Origin of the sequence: Lysinibacillus sp. FSL K6-1151 (assembly GCF_038630755.1) — a bacterium.
GTDB lineage: Bacteria > Bacillota > Bacilli > Bacillales_A > Planococcaceae > Lysinibacillus > Lysinibacillus fusiformis_D.
Window position 1 is genome coordinate 1,228,679 of sequence record NZ_CP152040.1, and the last position, 18,856, is coordinate 1,247,534.

The window sequence follows — 18,856 nt, forward strand, 5'->3', positions numbered from 1 at the left end:
AGGTGACGGGATTTTGAAAAATGTTTTAGAAGCACAAGATTTACATGTAAGTTATGGTGAAAATCTTATTTTGGAGGATTTGAATCTTCAAATACCAAAAGGGAAAATAACAGTACTAGTAGGTGCTAATGGTTGTGGAAAATCAACGCTACTACGAACGTTTGCACGATTACAAAAACCAAAGTCGGGTGAAATTTTCTTAGAAGATGATTCACTAGATACGATTTCAACGAAAGAGGTGGCTAAACGGTTAGCCATTCTCCCACAGGGACCTGTTGCGCCAGAAGGACTAACCGTTCAACAATTGGTAAAACAAGGTCGTTATCCACATCAGAGCTGGTTAAAGCAATGGTCTACTGAAGATGAAAAAATTGTGAACAATGCGCTTGAGGTAACACAGATGACAGAATTTGCAGATCGACCAGTAGATGCATTATCAGGTGGTCAGCGTCAACGTGTATGGATAGCCATGACATTGGCTCAAAAAACAGATCTTATCTTACTAGATGAACCTACGACTTATTTAGATATGGCCCATCAAGTAGAAATTTTAGATTTACTATTTGATTTAAATGAAAATGAAGGGCGTACAGTCGTGATGGTCTTACACGATTTAAACTTAGCCTGCCGCTATGCCCATCACATTGTAGCTGTGCGAAATAAACAGGTGTATGCGCAAGGTAAGCCAGAGGAAGTGGTAACACCTGAGCTTGTACAAGCTGTCTTTCGTATGGACTGTACGATTATGAGAGACCCTCTATTTGGTACGCCTTTATGTGTTCCGCATGGCAAGGGACGAACAGTTCAGGTGGAGAAATTAGAGGAGGTAGGGTCAGTTGAGCTTACAACTGTCAGCTGAAGAAAAAGCAGTACTATTACGTGATTATCGATTGACAATTGAGCCAGCGGTAGATGCTGCTTACGCTCTACTAGCCCAAAATTTATTAGACACTGAACAAGCCTTAGCCTATTTACAAAAAATAGCGCCTTTCTTTCATTCCACATCTACATTAGTTACAGCATCGTTATTTGCAAAGCGCTATAGCGTCTTAACAATGGCTTCAGCATTCTATGCTATGTCAAGATATGATAAGGGGCTATATGTTGGTATCGAGAATATTTGGGTGGAAGCAGAAGATCATGCGAAACCATGGCTTCCAAACATTCGCTTAATCGATGACTCAGTGTCAGTGCCAACACAAGATCGTGAAGCATGGCGTGATGAGGTTCTCCAAGGAATCTTTGCAGGTAATCTAGCGAAAGTGTGGCAGTCATTAACAAAAATAAGTAAAATCCCAAAAGCAATCTTATGGGAAAATACAGCTATTTATGTCAATTGGCTATATGAAACAAAAATAAGCGAAAGGGCCAGTGAGCAAGAAAAGGCTCGTCTACAAGAAGACTATCACTATATTGTCAATCAAGCGCCAGGTTCTCTTTTTGGCGAAAGGAAAAATCCTTTGACAAATTATTGTGGTCCCAAAGTGACAATCAAGGAATCAGAGCAACCAATACGCTTGAGAAAAACATGTTGTTTCTATTATCACACCTCTGATGAAGCAAATGACTTTTGTATCTCTTGTCCCAAAATCAAAAGACTTGGCTAACCTCATGAAGCATTGACAATTCCACAAAGTGAATAAACAGTCGTGGGGTTTATTCACTTTCATGTTGGTGAAAAAAGATGATGTCAATAGCAGAAAAAGAACCTTTAGCAAGGCGAGCGAGTGATTTCCGTTCCGCCAGCGTCCTTTCCAGGGGGCGTCCGATGAGCCGCTTCACTCACTGCGTTTCGCTCTAGGGTCTTATCTGTGAAGCTGGCTCCCCTCCAATCAACCATGTGCAAAAGTGTCTTTTCCCTCTATCTTTCATACTAGTCGAAGTGATCAAAATAGCCCATTATTTGTATAATTAAAGAATAGAGGTTCTTATTTTCATTGTAGAGAAGTGATGAATGACAACACCTCTTCATAAAGAGTAGTGAATACCCTTCACTTTATTTGAAGACCTTTGCTAAAAAGGTACCATTTTTATGGATTGGAGTGGAAAGCAAGTAGCCTGCAACGAAAATCCATTTTCACCTGTCACAAAAATGCTATGGATGGTTTTGTTTTTTAACACTATGCAAAGAGGCGGAAAAGTTATTATCTATTTTTGCTATTTTCGAAATAATCAAGTTTCTTCCCAGCCTCGTTTCCTTCCTATTAAAATTTCTGTTTATCATAATATAATATTGATATACTAGTTTTAAAGAAAAAAACTATACTAATGATGTATAAAAATTCAGAAAATTGTAGAGTTGAACCATATGTGTTGTTGCGTTTACAATAGTTTTATAACACGATTATGTTATAAAAACATGAATAGAGTCATTGTTTTTCTATTTAAAGCTCAAAACTTCATTGTTTTTGTAATAGTACTATAACAGAAAGAGGAGGGAGGTATTGAATGAACACTACATGTTTAGCTCATAGAATATTACAGCAAACGAAGTATAGTGAAAGATAAAATAGGGGAATGCATCATACATAGTTACAAGTTTAAGCAATACTAAGAAATGAGGTTTCAGTCAAAAATGAAAAAGTATTCTGTTAGTACATATATTTATTTCATCATTCCTTCTTTAATTGGTATTTTTCTATTTATGACTCCTGTATTAACGGATGAGGGCTGGAAAGTACCGATTGCCATTTTAGCAAATATTTTAGCAGGTGTAGTGGCTCCAGTCATTAGTTATTTTACGATTATTATGTTTGCAATTTCCGCGTTTGGCGCACTTATAGCTAAATGGATTCCTCGAAAAAATATGAAAGAACCTAGTATTTTAGATACATTGTTTTATGTCAATTGGTTTTGGACGATTACTCGCTTTTTAGGTTTAACTTTTGCTTCGATGGTTGTCTTTCAATTTGGACCTTCTGCCATCAACAATGAAAATACAGGTGGGCTACTGATGGATCCAAACGGTGGACTTGTGACGTTTTTATTTACCATTTTTTTATTCGCAGGTTTCCTTTTACCATTTTTAACAAACTTCGGTTTGCTTGAGTTTTTCGGTACAATGATGGTGAGAATCATGAGACCTCTTTTTAAAAGCCCAGGGCGTTCTTCGATTGATGCTCTTACGTCATGGGTCGGTGATGGAACGATTGGAGTGTTAATGACGAGTAAGCAATACGAGATGGGGAACTATACCAAAAAAGAAGCAGCGATTATTGCTACTAGCTTCTCTGTTGTCTCCATCACCTTCTGTATCGTAGTATTGGATACAGTCCACTTGGCACGCTATTTTATTCCTTATTATTTAACAGTAGTACTTTGCGGTGTTGTACTAGCGATTATTATGCCTCGAATTTATCCTCTTGCACAAAAGGAAGATACGTATATCGATGGTACTCCAGTAGACTATTCGCGTGAGGAATTGCCAGAGGGCTATAATTCTGTGTCGCATGGCTTAGAAAATGCACTTGCTATTGCTCATGCAAATCGTGATCCGCGCCAATTTTTAAAAGATGGTTCTAGAAATGTTATTGATTTATGGGTTGGCGTTGCTCCTATTGTTATGGCTTTTGGTACAATTGCCTTAATGCTTGCTGAATTTACCAGTATCTTTGTGATTTTAGGAAAACCATTTGAGCCGATCCTAACTGTACTAGGCTTACCTGAAGCGGCAGAAGCGGCTCAAACGATGGTCGTAGGCTTTGCCGATATGTTTCTGCCTTCTATTTTAGGTGCAGGGATCGAATCAGATGTTACTAGATTTGTCATTGCTGTTGTTTCTGTATCACAGCTAATTTATATGTCTGAAGTTGGTGGACTTATTTTAGGAACAAAAATTCCATTGAAATTTTTCGATTTAGTCGTTTTATTTATATTACGTACGCTTATTTCCCTACCAATCGCTGCATTGGTTGGTCACATGCTCTTTTAATGAAAATGCCAAGTCTAGATCGACTTGGCATTTTTCATGAGATAATGATAACTGCCTTTTTTACGTATACATAAATAGATATAATGAGATACAAATTTGGAAAAAGTAATTTAAAACACAAGGAATAGATGCACTTCAATCAAAGAATAAGGGACAACCATTCATAAAAAGAATCAAATAAACAACAGAAACATCCTATTCCTATACAAAATAAGGTTTCTAAAAAGCCTTCTCAATTATGAGAGGGCTATTTTTGATGAGACTTTCCAATCAGATAAGCACTAAAAGGGATAAATGAAATGATTTTGATGAGCAGCATACAGACAAGTAAACTGGATAGAAAAAGAGAAATGACTTGAAGAGCAGTAGTGGGTAGTAATGCGCTATAGGGAGCTAAATATTCTTGAATTAGCCAGTGAATTAAAAAGATCCCAAAGGAATAGCGACTTAAAATAGGGATAAAAGGGAGCTTAGGCAAAACCTGTGCAAACGCCAGTATGCAAAACGCCATCGCCAACACGAATAGCATAATATCAATTCTTCTTGATGTAATCTGTTGGGCACCTAAATAATAATTTATATATAAAATAGCCATTGCAAGTATGACAGCTATAATTGTGAAATATTTATATTGGACGAGGTAGTGCGCGATTTTTTCATAATGACTGCCGATAATATAGGCTAGTGCAAAATATGGGAGCCAGCCGACAAAGAGCAGGCGCATAAAATGTTCATTTTGTATGAAATAATCTATATTGGCATTTGCTAGTGTCATATAGAAAATGCCAAGTAAGAACATAATGGGCGTAAACCAGAGGCTGGATACCTGATATTTCTTGCCAATATAGAAGAGAATATAGAGTTGAAAAATAGTCATGACAAACCAACCCGAAAAATCACCTAAAATAATATGGCGATATAATGCCTCCCAAAAGCTTTCATCATAATGAAGAGCTGCGTTGGCTGCATATAACATGCCTGCAGCTATAAACGGAATAACAATAAACTGAAAACGACGTCCTATAAAATGGGGAGGTAGCTGATGTTGGTAGCGTTTAGCTAAAATTAAAATGGATAATAAGATAAAAGTGGGTGTAGCGAAACATAATAATAATCGAAAAAACTGATAGTAGGGTTGATCCATATAGCCATTTATACTTTCAATATTGGTCGTTGCATGTAATAACACAATACTCAGGCAAGCTACTACCCTTAAGACGTTCCACTCATACACCATCTTCATCACCCTCATTTTCAGTAAATTGTTAGGCATTTCGTTACCGAATGCAACCTAACTATATATATGAACATGTCTAGCGTGATAAAACCTGCCTTACTTGCTATGGCTGAAAATAGTTTATGCCGCAAAATATTATTAAAAAATCCTAGTAACATGGCGAGAGCTCCATTTTTGCATATGTGTCACATAACCACTATGCATATACTGTGGCAAGAGGGGGGGAGGTGAGCTTTTATGAGAATTAATTGGAAGGTTCGTCTTCAACATATTCCATTTCTACTAGGGCTATTTTCATTGTTACTCTTACTCGCACAACAAGTTGCAGCGATTTTTGGCTATGATTTCACAGGGGTAATGAGTGAGCAAATGTCATCTATTTTAAATACAGTTTTATCCATTCTTGTATTAATGGGTGTTATTGTGGATCCAACGACACGAGGCACCAGTGATAGTGAGCGTGCCTTAATGTATAGGAGACCGAGATAAATTAAACAAAAAGTGTAATTTTACAATAAGGATAAATATGTTATACTGTTAGAAAATTGATAAAGTGGGGAGGATGATTGAATGTCTCTTGAATTGGAGCGAAGAATTGCTAAGCTCGAAGAGGAAATGGCAGATTTACGTCAGGAGTTGTCTTCGTTAAAAGGTACACAAAGTACCGAAAAAATAAATACTCTTGATGCCAGACAGTCGATGATCAAGCAATCAGAACCAATAAAACCAAAACCAGCACTGGAGTCGAAGCCTGTCCCGACTAAAGTAACGGAAAAAGAAGTGCAACCGCAGCCATCGATGGAGGAGCGTGTTATGTGGGCACTGCCAAAAGTATTCATGGTTATTTTAGTAATGGGCGTACTTTGGGGCCTAAAACTTGTTAGTGATTATGGTTATTTATCGAATGGCGTGAAAATCATCCTTGCCTATGCATTATCGGTAGGTTTGGCGGTTATAGCCTATGTACTAGAACGTAGAAAAGTAGGCTCATCTGCTATAACGATTTCCTTATATGGCGGGGCATTTATTGTCGGTATTTTAACAACTGCCGCGAGTGCCATTTTATATGAAATCATTGGTCTTACTCCAGCACTAGGCATTACACTTCTTTATATTGGCTATGGTATTGCGATTAGTTATTGGAAGAAAAATGAAGCACTTACCGTTTTTGTAGCCTTTACATCGTTATTGCTACCTTATTTATTAGAATATATGGATTTTAATGCGGTCATTATCTTGCTTTTTGTCGTGATATTATTTGCTTCATTGCAATGGGTCATTTATCAGCACAAGCAAAAGCTAGCTCTCTATATTGCTACATTCTTCTCGGTGCTAGCGGTGAGCGTAGTAGCGTTTATGAATATTGATAAGCAAGTTATCTTCGCATTTGGTTTATTGGTGATTCTATCAATATTTTACGTAATTTGGTGTTTAATGTATAACGCACAATCCAAATGGAAGCCTCTTCATATAGGGCTTCAATTTTCCTTAGGCTCATTTAGTTTATTGCTGATGAATCTTATTATTCGTTCACTTCCGCATGGAGAAATGCTGCTCCTTGTCCTAATGGCTTTATTTGGAGCGGTGGCGTTATATAGCTATCGCCAAAAATGGCAGGAAGTATTGGATAGCGCTGTTACACTCGCATTTATCACCCTATGTAATACGATACTTTTAATGAATATACCAAATAAAGTGGATGATTTACTTTATCCGATGATTGCTTTTGCTGGCGTGATGATGAGTTTGCGACTACGGGCAAGTATGATGAAGGTCGTTTCTTCATTTGTTCTTATCATCACATTCATTTTAAATTTCATCTTTCATGAACCAAAGCCATTTTTCAGCATAGATCATTTAAGCTTGTTCATGCCAATTATTTATTTCGTTATTATTTACTTATATGCAAGACGTCCAAAAGAGACACTTACGGCATTTGAAAAGGTCATGAAGGATCTGTATGTGATTGATATTTTAGCAGTGGCCACAACTGGCTATTTCTTAGCCTATATTGGCAAACTAGATACCGTTTATTTTGCAGCAACAAATGGCATTCCATATATGATGTGTATCGTATTAGCTGCCTTATTTACTGGCTCTCTATTTGTAGAGGAAACCTATAAAGGTCGTGCTTTAACACCAGTTCTCGGCTCATTTTTCCTATTATTCTTCTTGATGATCAGCACCAAGCCGACCATGATGGAAAGCTTAAATATTATAACTAGATTCGTATATATGGCAGTCATTGTCGCCATCATCGTAGATATTCTTGTAAAAGGGTTTATTTATCGATTGTATGAGGTGCGTCTGGGGAAATATGTAGATGCTATTGTAAGCACTGGTATCGTGCTCACGATGATTTCAATATGGGGGCTGATCCATCAATTTACGTTTAACAACGTCCTTGATTGGAAGCTAAGCATCGCACTGACAACCATTACATTATTTTTGACGGCAAGCGTTTCCCTATGGATAAGCTCCACACATCAATTAAAAACACTGCGCTCAACAGGTTTTATTCTGTTAGTCATGGCGTTTATTAAGCTAATTTTCTTTGACTTATCTGCCCTTGATTTATTAATTAGAGCTATTCTATTTATAACGATTGGTGGTATTGGCATGCTGCTATCGGGTAGGTTGTTGAAGAAATAAAGAAGAAGAGATTCCAATGCATTTTGGAATCTCTTTTTCTATTGTTCTACTAATTCATTTTCTTTTATTAAAGTGATAGGATCGCCAATTTCTGTATGTCCTGAAGAAGGTGGTTGGATTGTGCCTTCTGTAAATGTAACGGAAGTACCTCCATTAGCTAGTAAATTATCAGAAATAATAGCTCCTTTAATGTGAGCGCCGCCTTCTAAAATGACAGAAGCATTTGGTGCAATAATATGTTGACCATTTGAGTTTGAACCACCATTAAAAGTAACCTTAGTTGCTCCTGCATATATATTCCCCGTTAATCCTATCCCCCCTGTGAATGTTAAATTGGCTTGCTTAGAATAAAGAGAGGCAGCGCTTTGTGTTTCTCCTGCAATTGTGATAGCTGATGCTCCGTTATAATATAAATTTATTTGATTAGCATTACCGTTCCTGTTTAAAGATCCTTTTAGATTAAAAGTATTATTAATATATACATTTAACTTTCCTGTTCCTACAATTTTAATATGCCCCTGTAGTATATTAAAATCTTCGATATATAAATTTTTATCTGTATCTCCTACATTTATAGTTAACGTATTATTTTGATCCACTTTGAACTGTTTGAAATGTGTATCACCATTTAACTGTAAAGTATAGTTATTAGTCATCCAATTATCAGCTAAAAAATGTCCATTATTAATAATGAAGGTTTTGTTGTGTGGATCTTTGATGACTTCTTGATTTGGAGGAACAGGTAATTTTGATAATTGTTGCATTTTCTCTAATGGAAATAAAGGCAGGATACTTGAATCAGGATATTTCCTACTTTGCGTAAGTTTGCTTGATAAATCTCCCATCCAAGATGGATATTGGAAATGATCACTTGAAGCACCTACAGTACCAGAAATAGATGAACCACCATCCAATGAAATTATACCGATGTCAGTAGCTACATCTCCCTTTATGGATGCCCCACCTGTTAGCTTAATATTGCCTTTAGTTTGTACTGCAAATTCAGGGGTAGCAGTATTTAAATTTTCCTCATCATCCCCACCATTATTATTAGTTGTTTCGGCATCAAGAACAAAGTCTACACTTTGCTGTAGTTCTCTTTTTTGTGAAGGCGATTCTCCATATGTACCGATAGAAGTTATCCAATATCGAAGATTCGTATCTAAATCCTGTTTTAGGGTAATCCTGGCAATAGGTTGCATTCCTAGTTGTTCTTCAAAATTATTTATAATGTTTTCGTTATTTAATAGTGGTTCTATTATGCTTTTAATATTCTCTTCATATAATTCTACAAATTTTTCATACTTTTTCTGTTGAATTGGTAAACGATCGTATTCTGCTTTTGCACTTTGATAAGCTTCATTCGCTTTTTCTAATAAAATTGCTTTTTCATAATTTACACCTGCCTCAGCAATGTAATAAATGGATTGATCTTCTCGCTCATGTTTAGAGAGTTTTAAGGAATTTGAAGATACAGCAAGTAAACCTAGACCTAAAATCGTCACTAATACAATGGTTAAAAAAACTAATAAAAATGAAAAGCCTTCATCATTTAGTAGATTTTTTTTCATCTTTTGCACCGTCACCACTCCTAAAAGATAGTTGTGTATAGATTGTGTGTTCGTTAATACTTTCAATATTAATGGAAATAGAGTCGCCAATACTTGTTAAGGAAAATGAGTGTATATGAGTTGCAATAACCTCGTTGTTACGAGTAATCGTATTTTTTTCAGCATCAAAGATATATGTGTATTGAATAGAACCATCTCTGTTTTTAAATGTTGAATTATTAGGATCATACGTAATGGTTTTTCTCATATCTTTCGTAATGAGCTTTAAAACATAAGACAACTCGGATAGCTGTTCATTATTTTCAAGTTGTTTTTTATTAGTTTCTTTGCTAGACGAAAGTATACTAAAAAGAATTGTTGAAACAATGCTTAAAATTAAGATAACAGCAAGTACTTCCACGAGTGTAAAACCTCTGTTATTTTTTATGAACCTCATGTATTCACTTCCTACTATATATATTTTCCATCTTGCTTTTGAGTACATCGTTCTCATAAACTTCGATAACAATAGTATCTAGATATTCATATTGACAATGGCGCTTAATGGTTAGAATAAACCGTCTATCTTCCATCTGTTTTTCATAGCTCCAAATAGTTGAAAATTTACTATTTTTACTACAACTAATATATTGAGGATTTTCTGTACTTGTATAGAGTAATTGTCTAGCTAGTTGTTCTTCTGTTCTGCCTTTGATTTCTCTAAATATATTTTCCATTTCATTTTGAGCAAGATAGGTAGAATCTACGATTGTGCTAGAAGTTTTGGAAGTTTTGTTAGATTGAATAAATAATCCGAAAAATGAAAGCAATATTATTGTAATTAGAATTAAAGAAGCAACGACTTCAATTAATGAAAAGCCACCTTCATTTTTAAAATTTTTTTGCAATAATATCGCCCCTTATAAGTTTTTTGTGTCAAAAGAACCAAATGGTTATTTAGTGAATTATGTATTATGAAAAGAGTAGTTCAAAAAGCGTGATTCTAATCGACTAGTAATAAAGTATTCATAACGATAATATAACATTATATAAGAGATAAACTAGTCTAAATCGTGAAATTTTTATATATTTTGAAGGGGTTATTTAAAATAAATTAGGTTTTTAGTAGTGTAATGTAGTAGTAAATATAGTATTCTAGTATCTGGATGAGCATAAAGTTGCAAACCAATAAATTACGATGTTTAAGGGGGATTGACAGATGAAAAAAATTATAACCATTACTGTATTATTGATTGGAATATTTATACTAGCTGTAGTCTGTCTACCTAATTTTATAATAAATGGGAAAGTTTTTGCTAGTGATGAGACAAAAAGTTCAACAATTGGAGGTATAAAAGTCGGGGGTGTTAATAGTGCAAATTTATTACCAACTGTGGAAAAAGCAATTAAAGACTGGCAGCAAACAGAAATAAATGTTAAAAGTACTAATATCTCTAAGACCATTGACCCGAAACAATTAATTTTTGATACTACTACAGCCATATCACAGTTTGAACTGCTGACAAAAAAACCATGGTATGCCTTTTGGAAAAATGAAAAAATTGTACATATCCCCATTCCTGTAACTGCCAGCGACACTGTTATTCAGGAACTAGATGAAATGGGCATTTTGGATACTGATAAAACGCTTCAAAAAATAATAGTACAAGCAAGTTATTTGAAAGAACATGAGGTTGAAGCAGTAATCAATGCTGCTGCTTTGCAAATGCAAGAAAGGATTGCCTTTCAAATTGCGGATGTACCGACAGATAGTCAAGGGGTTGCAAAACTAATCCCTTTATTAAATGACGTCACACTTGTACCGAACCAGTCATTCTCCTTGCTTTCACTTTTAGGGGAACAGGCTGGAGCTGCGAATGATACAGGTTTAGATTTTGTAGCTTCCATCCTCTATAGTGTAATTCTTCAGACAGAGTATGAAGTTCTAGAAAGACATTCTCAACAAACAAAGCCCAACTATTTACAACTGGGGATTGAAGCGGATGTCAATGCTGCATTAGCGAAAGACTTACAATTTATTAATCGTTCTCATCAGCTTGGCAAAATGCAAGCTACAATTGAGGGCAATCAATTAAAAATAGAAATATTTACAGCAGTAAAAGACAAAGATATAACGGTTCGTATCAGTAAAGATAAAATCGTTAAGCCACGAACTATTTACCGTTATTCAGAAGATTTAAAGGCTGGTCAAGAGCGTGTGGAACAAGAGGGGAAAGAAGGGGTGAGAGTTGAAGTTTATCGTTCCATTGTAGAGAACGGTGCAATGGAAGAACAGTTTATTAGCAGAGATTACTATGCGCCTCAAAATCGGATTGTGACACGTTCATCGCAGGAGCCTATTACAGTCACTCCACCAACAAAAAACGCAGGGCAAAGTATAGCAGATCCTGATTTAGAGATAGATTTAGATGGCAACGGCTTACCTGATATAAAACCTTCAACACCTGAAGAATCTGAGCAAGAAGATGGACCAGAAATTGTCTATGGTTATTATGACAAGGGCGGTAATTTTGTACAAACAAGTCCATAATGATTGGAGGTATTTTTATGGCGATGAAGCCAGGTCGTAAACGTTTAGGGGATTTACTTGTTGAATCAGGCGTTATTACAGCAGAACAGCTAGAGTATGCACTGACTACTAAGTTGAAAAATGAGAAACTAGGTGATTTTCTCATTAAAGAAAACGTCTTAACGGAGCAACAACTCATTGAAGTTTTAGAATTTCAGCTAGGTATCCCTCATATTAGCTTAAATCAATTTTCAATCAGCCCTGAATTATTGCAATTAATTCCTGCTGAGTTGGCAAAGCGGACAAATATTATGCCTATCCGCAAAGAGAAAAATAAATTGTTTATTGCGATGGAAGACCCGATGGATTATTTTGCTATCGAAGAAGTCCGTATGACGACAGGCTGTCAGATTGAAACAAGCATTGCTGCAAAAGATGATCTATATCGTACAATTACCAAATATTATGATTTGCAGGAGTCGATGGATGCTGCAATGTTAGATTTAGCGGCAACTAGTACTGAAACGCAAGACGAGATTGAGAATGAAGATTCACCCATTGTTCGTTTAGTAAATCAAATTATTGCCAATGGTGTAGCACAAAGAGCCAGTGATATTCATTTTGATCCACAAGAAACAGAGCTACGTGTGCGCTACAGAGTAGATGGAGTACTTCGTACAGAGAGGTCATTGCCCAAGCATATGCAAAACGTAGTATTGGCTCGGATTAAAATAATGGGCAATTTAAATATTACAGAAAATCGTATTCCACAAGATGGGCGTATAAAAACGAATGTCAATTTTAGGCCAGTTGATATACGATTAGCCACATTACCGACTGTCTTTGGAGAAAAAGTTGTTATGCGTATTTTAGATTTAACCAATTCGTCCAATGATATTGAGAAATTAGGCTTTAGTGCTACGAATGAAGTACTATTCAGGAAAATGATAAGCCGTCTCAACGGCATGATGCTTATTACTGGACCTACGGGTTCTGGTAAATCCTCTACGTTATATGCAGCTCTTTCGCATTTAAATGAGGAAGGCGTCAACATTATTACGGTTGAGGATCCTGTGGAATACCAATTAGATGGCATCAATCAGATCCAAGTAAAGGAAGAGGTTGGCTTAACGTTTGCGGTAGGGTTACGTTCGATTTTACGACAGGACCCTGACATTGTGATGGTAGGGGAAGTTCGTGATCTTGAAACAGCGCAAATTGCTATACGTGCTTCACTTACAGGACATTTAGTGTTAAGTACGCTGCATACTAATAGTGCAGTAGAATCCATCTCACGTTTACATGATATGGGCATTGAACCATTTCTACTATCTTCCTCACTTGTAGGCATTATGGCTCAACGACTTGTACGTAAAGTTTGTCGTGATTGTGCTGAACCATATGTATTCACCTCACGTGAATTAGAAATACTAGAGGAAAATGGGCTGGAAGGTGTTACCCAAGGTAAAAGGGGGCGTGGTTGTCCTGCATGTAATCATACAGGCTATCGAGGACGTATGGCGATTCATGAAATCCTTCCAGTGGATCGAAAAGTGAAGGACATGATTTTAAATCGAGAAGGTGATTTGGTTCTTCGGGATTATATGAATGACAAAGGCTATCACACCCTATTAGTAGATGGACTATTAAAGGTTGTAGCAGGTCAAACAACAACATCAGAAATTTTACGTGTTGCAAGTGTAGATTAGGGGTGATAAAAATGACATCTTATTCAATCGTTGAATTATTAACACGTGCGTTTGAAGAAAAAGCATCGGATCTTCATTTAACAAAAGGTATTCCGCCAGTATATCGTATTCATGGGCAGTTGGAACATTACGGTGCAGATCCATTAGATTCTGAAGAATTAAAGGGAATGGTAAATGCCATTCTTCCTGTACATAAACAACAGGAGTTTGAGGAAAAGGGAGAAACTGACTTTAACTTTTCATTGCCTGGGAAATGTCGATTCCGTGTAAATGCCTATCATCAGCGAAATGAAGTGACAATAGCGGCTCGTTTAATTGAAGCTAAAATTCCTTCTATTGAAGCACTTAATATGCCACAAGTGTTATATAAGCTTGCGGAAAAACCACAAGGTTTAATTTTAGTAACTGGTCCAACAGGCTCAGGTAAATCAACTACATTAGCAGCAATGATTGATTATATCAACGAGACAAGATCAAAACATATTATTACGTTAGAGGATCCAATTGAATACTTGCATACTCATAAAAAGTCTATCATCAATCAGCGTGAGGTTGGTGTCGATACAATGAGTTTTGCGAATGGTTTACGAGCATCATTGCGTCAAGACCCAGATATTATTTTAGTTGGGGAGATGCGAGATTATGAAACGATTTCAACGGCTATCACGGCTGCTGAAACAGGGCATTTAGTAATGGCAACACTTCATACAAGTAGTGCACCAACTACAATCGACCGTATTATTGATGTATTTCCACCGCATCAGCAAAGTCAAATTCGAGTACAGCTTGCGAATGTACTGCAAGGTATTGTTTCACAGCGTTTATTTATTCGTAAAGATGTAAAAGGGCGCATTGCTGCGACAGAAATTTTAGTACAAGCTCCTGCCATTTCGAATTTAATTCGCAATGAAAAAATTCACCAAATTCCAAGCGTAATGCAGACAAGTAAAGCATTGGGCATGCACACATTAGAATCTTCGATGCAGCACCTGATTACCACAGGTAAGATCTCGCTAGAAGATGCACGGCCATACATGAACGCTGGTGATTATAGTTGACTGTATTTCGTTATAGTGGTCGCACCAAAACAGGAGCACCTAAAAAGGGCATTATTGAAGCCCCAAATAAAAAAATTGCTATGGAGAAGCTTCGTGCACAAGGAATAAATGCGCGAGAGCTTCAAGAATCAAATAGCATTTTACATAAGGACATTGCCATTGGTACAAAAGTGAAGCACCAAGAGTTTGTTATTTATTGTCGGCAGTATGCGACATTAATTCGTGCTGGTGTCCCTGTCGTTGAAGCGACGCGTATTTTGGGTGAGCAAACACGGAATAAACCACTAAAGCGAGCATTGATGCAAGTTGAAGAGGATATTCGGAGTGGGATGGCATTTTCAGATGCAGCAGGCAAACATACCAAAGTGTTTCCCTTGCTTTTTGTCAATATGATGCGTGCTGGAGAGGCTACTGGTAACGTTGACGACACATTAGATCGTCTGGCAAGCACACTAGAAAAGCAATATAACATCAAGAAAAAAATTCAATCGGCAATGACCTATCCAGCAATATTATCCCTTTTAACGCTGGTGGTTGGCATGTTTTTAATGGTTTTTATTGTGCCTACCTTTATGGATGCATTTAAAGATATGGACTTAGAAATGCCGCTAATTACAGTTATTGTTGTTGGTATAAGTGATTGGCTGATTCAGTTTTGGTATCTCGTGATTTTAGGGCTATTAGTGTTAGTAGTGGGATCACGTTATTTTTATAAAAATAATAAAGAGTTTCATTATACGGTTAATGTTTTGTTACTCCGCATGCCTATCTTTGGCCAACTTTTACAAAAAGATATTATAGCGAGAATGACGAGAACTCTATCTACTCTTTTTAGTAGCTCGGTGCCGATTTTACAAGCCCTAACGATTGTTGAAAAAGTCGGAGGTAATCCAGTTATGGGAAAAGTAGTGCTGGAGGCCCGCGATAATTTAGAAAAGGGTGGCACATTATCAGAGCCACTTGAAAAAAGCTGGCTATTTCCACCTCTTGTTACACAAATGACAGCAATTGGTGAGAAAACAGGCTCCTTGGATTACATGCTTGAAAAAATTGCTGATTTTTACGAGGAAGAAGTAAACCGTGCCGTCGATACAATGAAGTCACTTATCGAACCTTTAATGATTATAGTACTTGCTCTTGTTGTAGGAGTAATTGTTGCGGCTATATTCTTACCAATGTTCCAACTATATGAAAATATGTAATTTTTAATTATATAAAACTTATTTAGAAATTGAATTAGAAGACCGTGTTTTCACACTTCATATAAAACTACTAAGGAGGAATTCTCTATGTTTAAAAAATGGAAAAATAAAAAACTATTGAAAAATGAGAAGGGTTTAACATTAGTTGAACTTTTAGCTGTAATTGTTATTTTAGCAATTATCGCAGCAATCGCTGTGCCTGCAATTGGTAATATTATTAATAAGTCAAAGGACCGTGCTATTTTAGCAGAAGCATCAAATATTCTATCTGGTGCTAAGATTGCTTATATTGATGGCGCTTGTAAAGGAGACAGCTCAGATAATGAGTGTGTGAAAGATGAATTAGAAGCGTTTGTAGATGGTATTGAGCTAGGAAGCAATGATAAAGTAACGTATAACGAAAGTGAAAAAAAATGGTCAATTTCATATGGTAGATTTGAAGAGATTAAAACAGAGAGTCTCAAAGTTAGCTCAACTGCAGGTGCAATAACAATATTTGAAGAAGAACTTAATAAACTATTAAAAAGTGCAGGAGTAGATAAGAAAAAAACAGAAAATACTAAAACTCAATAATCAGTCCTCCCAACCCATTCAGAAACGATAATTTTCTTGCGTTTCTGGCTGGGGAATGGATGACTAATTGATAAAATCATTTATACTGAATAGGAAAAGGAGGTCTTTTCACATGTTTAAGAGAAAGAGAAAGTCGCATGTATCGATTGAACTGAAGGATTATGTGCTACGTGCGATTGTGGCGAAAGGACCTGAGCCTAGTCAATGGCATGGCTATGAATATCCTTTACCAGTTGATATCGTTGAAAATGGAGCAATCATAGATGAGGTGGCTCTTTTTGAAATTATTAAAGAACAGGTTGTGAAGTGGACAGGAAAAAAACAGGCTGTTCGTATGTTTGTGCCTGATACAACTGTTTTATTAAAAAGTTTCGAGCATCCTAAAGATGTTAAACCTCAGGAATTACGAGGATATGCTGAAATGGAGTTGGGCCATTCTATTCATTTACCTTTTCAGGACCCGTTAATTGATGTTTATGATCCCGATGCGGAGGACGGTAAAGCGATATTATTTGCAGCACCTTCAGAGGAAATTACGAAAATAGTAGGAATGCTGTTAGATGTCTCCTTGGACCCTGAAGCTGCCGATATTCGTGCCTTATGCAATATACGTTTGTTAGAACATATGTCAATGTTAGTGCCTAATAAAACATATTTAATTGCTGATTGGTCTATCAATGAACTTTCCATTAGTATCTTTTCAAACGGACAGGTTGAGTTTTTGCGTTATCAATCGATTGAAACAGATATGGCACAATGGCAGGGCAAAAAAGTCGATGAATTTAGCTACCAATTTCTCTACAATGGTGAAACCGAAGATTACCAGATGGTCGTCATGGATCAGGTTTTAGAAATTGATCGGATGATGAATTTCTTTAAGTTTTCTTTACATAAAGGGGAAAAAACAGTAGATGAAATCATAATACTTGGTGATAACCCGTTACTCAAATCAATAGGAACCTTATTATCTTCTAATTTAGAGACACCTTTGATGATTGTTGATGGAGCAAAAATTGAAAAGTTCTTTCCTTATTTTAAAAAAGAATTTTCAACATTGCTAGGCTTAGCTTTGAAGGAGGTTCATTAATGGTTCCAGATATAAACCTCTTACCACAGCTTGAAAAACGGTCTACTTCACCAAAGCTTTTTTATAGCTTGATAATTGTCATAGTGGGTCTAATAGTAGCTTATTTACTATTTATATTTTTTACAGCTAAAAGTGATTTGTCACGTTTATCTGCTGAGGAAAAGACATTAACGACACAGCTTGAACAATTACAGCAAGAGTTAGATGTAAGACAAAGTGTTGATCAGGGATCATTGGAGGAATCTGTTGCCTATATTCAAGGTGTTTCTTATCCTGTAACCCCATTAATTGATGAAACGAAAACTTTACTACCAACTCAAACGTACTTGCGTAGCTACGTTTTTGGGGAAAATACAGTTAATATTGAAGTGGATTTTGAAACGATGACCGATATATCGAAATATGTAGAGCGACTTTTAATGAGTAGTTTTTTTACAGACGCACAAATTAATACAGTGTCAAACTTTGATATAGAGCTTGGCGAACAGAAGGAATTAACGCCTGAACAAAAATTTAAAGAAGTACCACGTTATTCAGTGTCCATTACGGCGACAATCGACTTTATGTATTTAGCTGGAGGACGACGCTCATGAATAAATTAACGAGTAGTAAAAATTCATCTATTATCTTGTTATTGACTTTAATCGTTTCTATTTTATTTGCGCTTTATTATTATTTATTATTACCAAGATTAAATGAAGTAGAAGCAAAAGAGAGTCATGTATCACAGATACAGCAAGAGATTTCTAGTGTAAAAGAACAATTAGCTCAATTAGACAAGGAGCAGGGTCAGCCGACTATCAATGTTTTAGCGTTAAGACAGAAGCTACCTACAACAAGAGCTGTTGAAAAGATCATACTAGATTTAGCTGAGATTGAGGAAGTGACAGGAACACGCATAAAGTCATTAACAGTTCAAAATGATGATGCGGCTGTTTCGCAATCAGATGTATCGCAAGACCTTAATCTGTTGGAGCAAGCTGAAGAAGAGGTTAATGGTGAGCAGGATAACAAGATTACGAGTTCACCGATTTCATCTATTTCAAAGGATTCCTTACCATCGAATTTAAAGTTGATTACTTTTATATTAGAGGTTGGGGCGCTTGATTTTAATTCTCTAGAGAGCTTTTTACAGGAAATTGAACAATTACAGCGTGTGATGAAAACGGATACTATCGAATTCAAATTGCCTGGAGAGCAGGATCAATTAGAAAAAGATACGGATCTTACTTTACAAGCTACCGTCCAGGTGACGACGTTCTATTACGAAGGAGAGTAATAATTGCATTGATAGGCGTTCCATACTGCATCTGTATGGGCGCCTATT

Annotated in this window: 17 protein-coding genes; 13 read left to right on the top strand and 4 right to left on the bottom strand. The window is 36.3% G+C overall.

Annotation, left to right across the window (positions count from 1 at the left end):
* Positions 1–13: 13 nt before the first annotated feature.
* From MHI04_RS05750 to MHI04_RS05760, 3 genes are all read left to right on the top strand, one after another.
* Positions 14–859 (top strand): ABC transporter ATP-binding protein, encoded by an 846-nt coding sequence (locus tag MHI04_RS05750; RefSeq protein WP_058843946.1) that lies wholly within the window; start codon positions 14–16, stop codon positions 857–859.
* The gene (locus MHI04_RS05755) at positions 837–1,607 is read left to right on the top strand and encodes an IucA/IucC family C-terminal-domain containing protein (protein ID WP_342535398.1); all 771 of its coding nucleotides are present in this window, start codon (positions 837–839) and stop codon (positions 1,605–1,607) included. The genes MHI04_RS05750 and MHI04_RS05755 overlap by 23 nt, the downstream gene beginning before the upstream one ends.
* Before the next feature lie 968 nt (positions 1,608–2,575).
* Positions 2,576–3,931: a YjiH family protein gene (locus MHI04_RS05760; RefSeq protein WP_101966378.1), complete on the top strand. Its 1,356-nt coding sequence runs from the start codon at positions 2,576–2,578 to the stop codon at positions 3,929–3,931.
* Positions 3,932–4,178: 247 nt separating this feature from the next.
* Here the strand turns inward: MHI04_RS05760 and MHI04_RS05765 are convergent, their stop codons facing one another.
* Entirely contained in the window at positions 4,179–5,168 is a 990-nt protein-coding gene (locus MHI04_RS05765; RefSeq protein ID WP_257982864.1) for an acyltransferase family protein, read from the bottom strand.
* Between the two features lie 237 nt (positions 5,169–5,405).
* Between MHI04_RS05765 and MHI04_RS05770 the strand changes: the two genes are divergently transcribed.
* Together MHI04_RS05770 and MHI04_RS05775 are read left to right on the top strand one after the other, a co-directional pair.
* Positions 5,406–5,657, top strand: a complete 252-nt coding sequence (locus MHI04_RS05770; RefSeq protein ID WP_016991985.1) for a phage holin — start codon at positions 5,406–5,408, stop codon at positions 5,655–5,657.
* An 81-nt stretch (positions 5,658–5,738) separates the two neighbouring features.
* A complete protein-coding gene (locus tag MHI04_RS05775; RefSeq protein ID WP_342535399.1) occupies positions 5,739–7,820 on the top strand; it encodes a DUF2339 domain-containing protein in 2,082 nt (693 codons plus the stop codon).
* 38 nt (positions 7,821–7,858) lie between these two features.
* Here the strand turns inward: MHI04_RS05775 and MHI04_RS05780 are convergent, their stop codons facing one another.
* From MHI04_RS05780 to MHI04_RS05790, 3 genes are read right to left on the bottom strand one after another with little or no spacing between them, the layout of a single operon-like run.
* Positions 7,859–9,400 (bottom strand): hypothetical protein, encoded by a 1,542-nt coding sequence (locus MHI04_RS05780; protein WP_342535400.1) that lies wholly within the window; start codon positions 9,398–9,400, stop codon positions 7,859–7,861.
* On the bottom strand, positions 9,369–9,827 hold the full coding sequence (locus tag MHI04_RS05785) for a type II secretion system protein (protein WP_342535401.1): 459 nt from the start codon (positions 9,825–9,827) through the stop codon (positions 9,369–9,371). The genes MHI04_RS05780 and MHI04_RS05785 overlap by 32 nt, the downstream gene beginning before the upstream one ends.
* Positions 9,828–9,831: 4 nt before the next feature.
* On the bottom strand, positions 9,832–10,278 hold the full coding sequence (locus MHI04_RS05790) for a prepilin-type N-terminal cleavage/methylation domain-containing protein (protein WP_058843953.1): 447 nt from the start codon (positions 10,276–10,278) through the stop codon (positions 9,832–9,834).
* Between the two features lie 311 nt (positions 10,279–10,589).
* Here MHI04_RS05790 and MHI04_RS05795 point away from each other — a divergent pair, with 311 nt between their 5' ends.
* From MHI04_RS05795 to MHI04_RS05830, 8 genes are all read left to right on the top strand, one after another.
* Positions 10,590–11,921, top strand: coding sequence for a G5 domain-containing protein (locus MHI04_RS05795; protein WP_036128109.1), 1,332 nt, complete (start codon positions 10,590–10,592; stop codon positions 11,919–11,921).
* Between the two features lie 17 nt (positions 11,922–11,938).
* Entirely contained in the window at positions 11,939–13,609 is a 1,671-nt protein-coding gene (locus MHI04_RS05800; protein ID WP_342535402.1) for an ATPase, T2SS/T4P/T4SS family, read from the top strand.
* Between the two features lie 11 nt (positions 13,610–13,620).
* Complete coding sequence (locus MHI04_RS05805) at positions 13,621–14,667, top strand: type IV pilus twitching motility protein PilT (RefSeq protein WP_089932048.1); 1,047 nt, start codon at positions 13,621–13,623, stop codon at positions 14,665–14,667.
* A complete protein-coding gene (locus MHI04_RS05810) occupies positions 14,664–15,869 on the top strand; it encodes a type II secretion system F family protein (protein WP_089932049.1) in 1,206 nt (401 codons plus the stop codon). The genes MHI04_RS05805 and MHI04_RS05810 overlap by 4 nt, the downstream gene beginning before the upstream one ends.
* Before the next feature lie 87 nt (positions 15,870–15,956).
* Entirely contained in the window at positions 15,957–16,442 is a 486-nt protein-coding gene (locus tag MHI04_RS05815; RefSeq protein ID WP_036128097.1) for a prepilin-type N-terminal cleavage/methylation domain-containing protein, read from the top strand.
* A 112-nt stretch (positions 16,443–16,554) separates the two neighbouring features.
* The gene (gene pilM, locus MHI04_RS05820; RefSeq protein WP_089932051.1) at positions 16,555–17,529 is read left to right on the top strand and encodes a pilus assembly protein PilM; all 975 of its coding nucleotides are present in this window, start codon (positions 16,555–16,557) and stop codon (positions 17,527–17,529) included.
* Entirely contained in the window at positions 17,529–18,122 is a 594-nt protein-coding gene (locus MHI04_RS05825; protein ID WP_089932053.1) for a hypothetical protein, read from the top strand. The genes pilM and MHI04_RS05825 overlap by 1 nt, the downstream gene beginning before the upstream one ends.
* Complete coding sequence (locus tag MHI04_RS05830) at positions 18,119–18,808, top strand: hypothetical protein (RefSeq protein ID WP_089932054.1); 690 nt, start codon at positions 18,119–18,121, stop codon at positions 18,806–18,808. The genes MHI04_RS05825 and MHI04_RS05830 overlap by 4 nt, the downstream gene beginning before the upstream one ends.
* Positions 18,809–18,856: the final 48 nt, after the last annotated feature.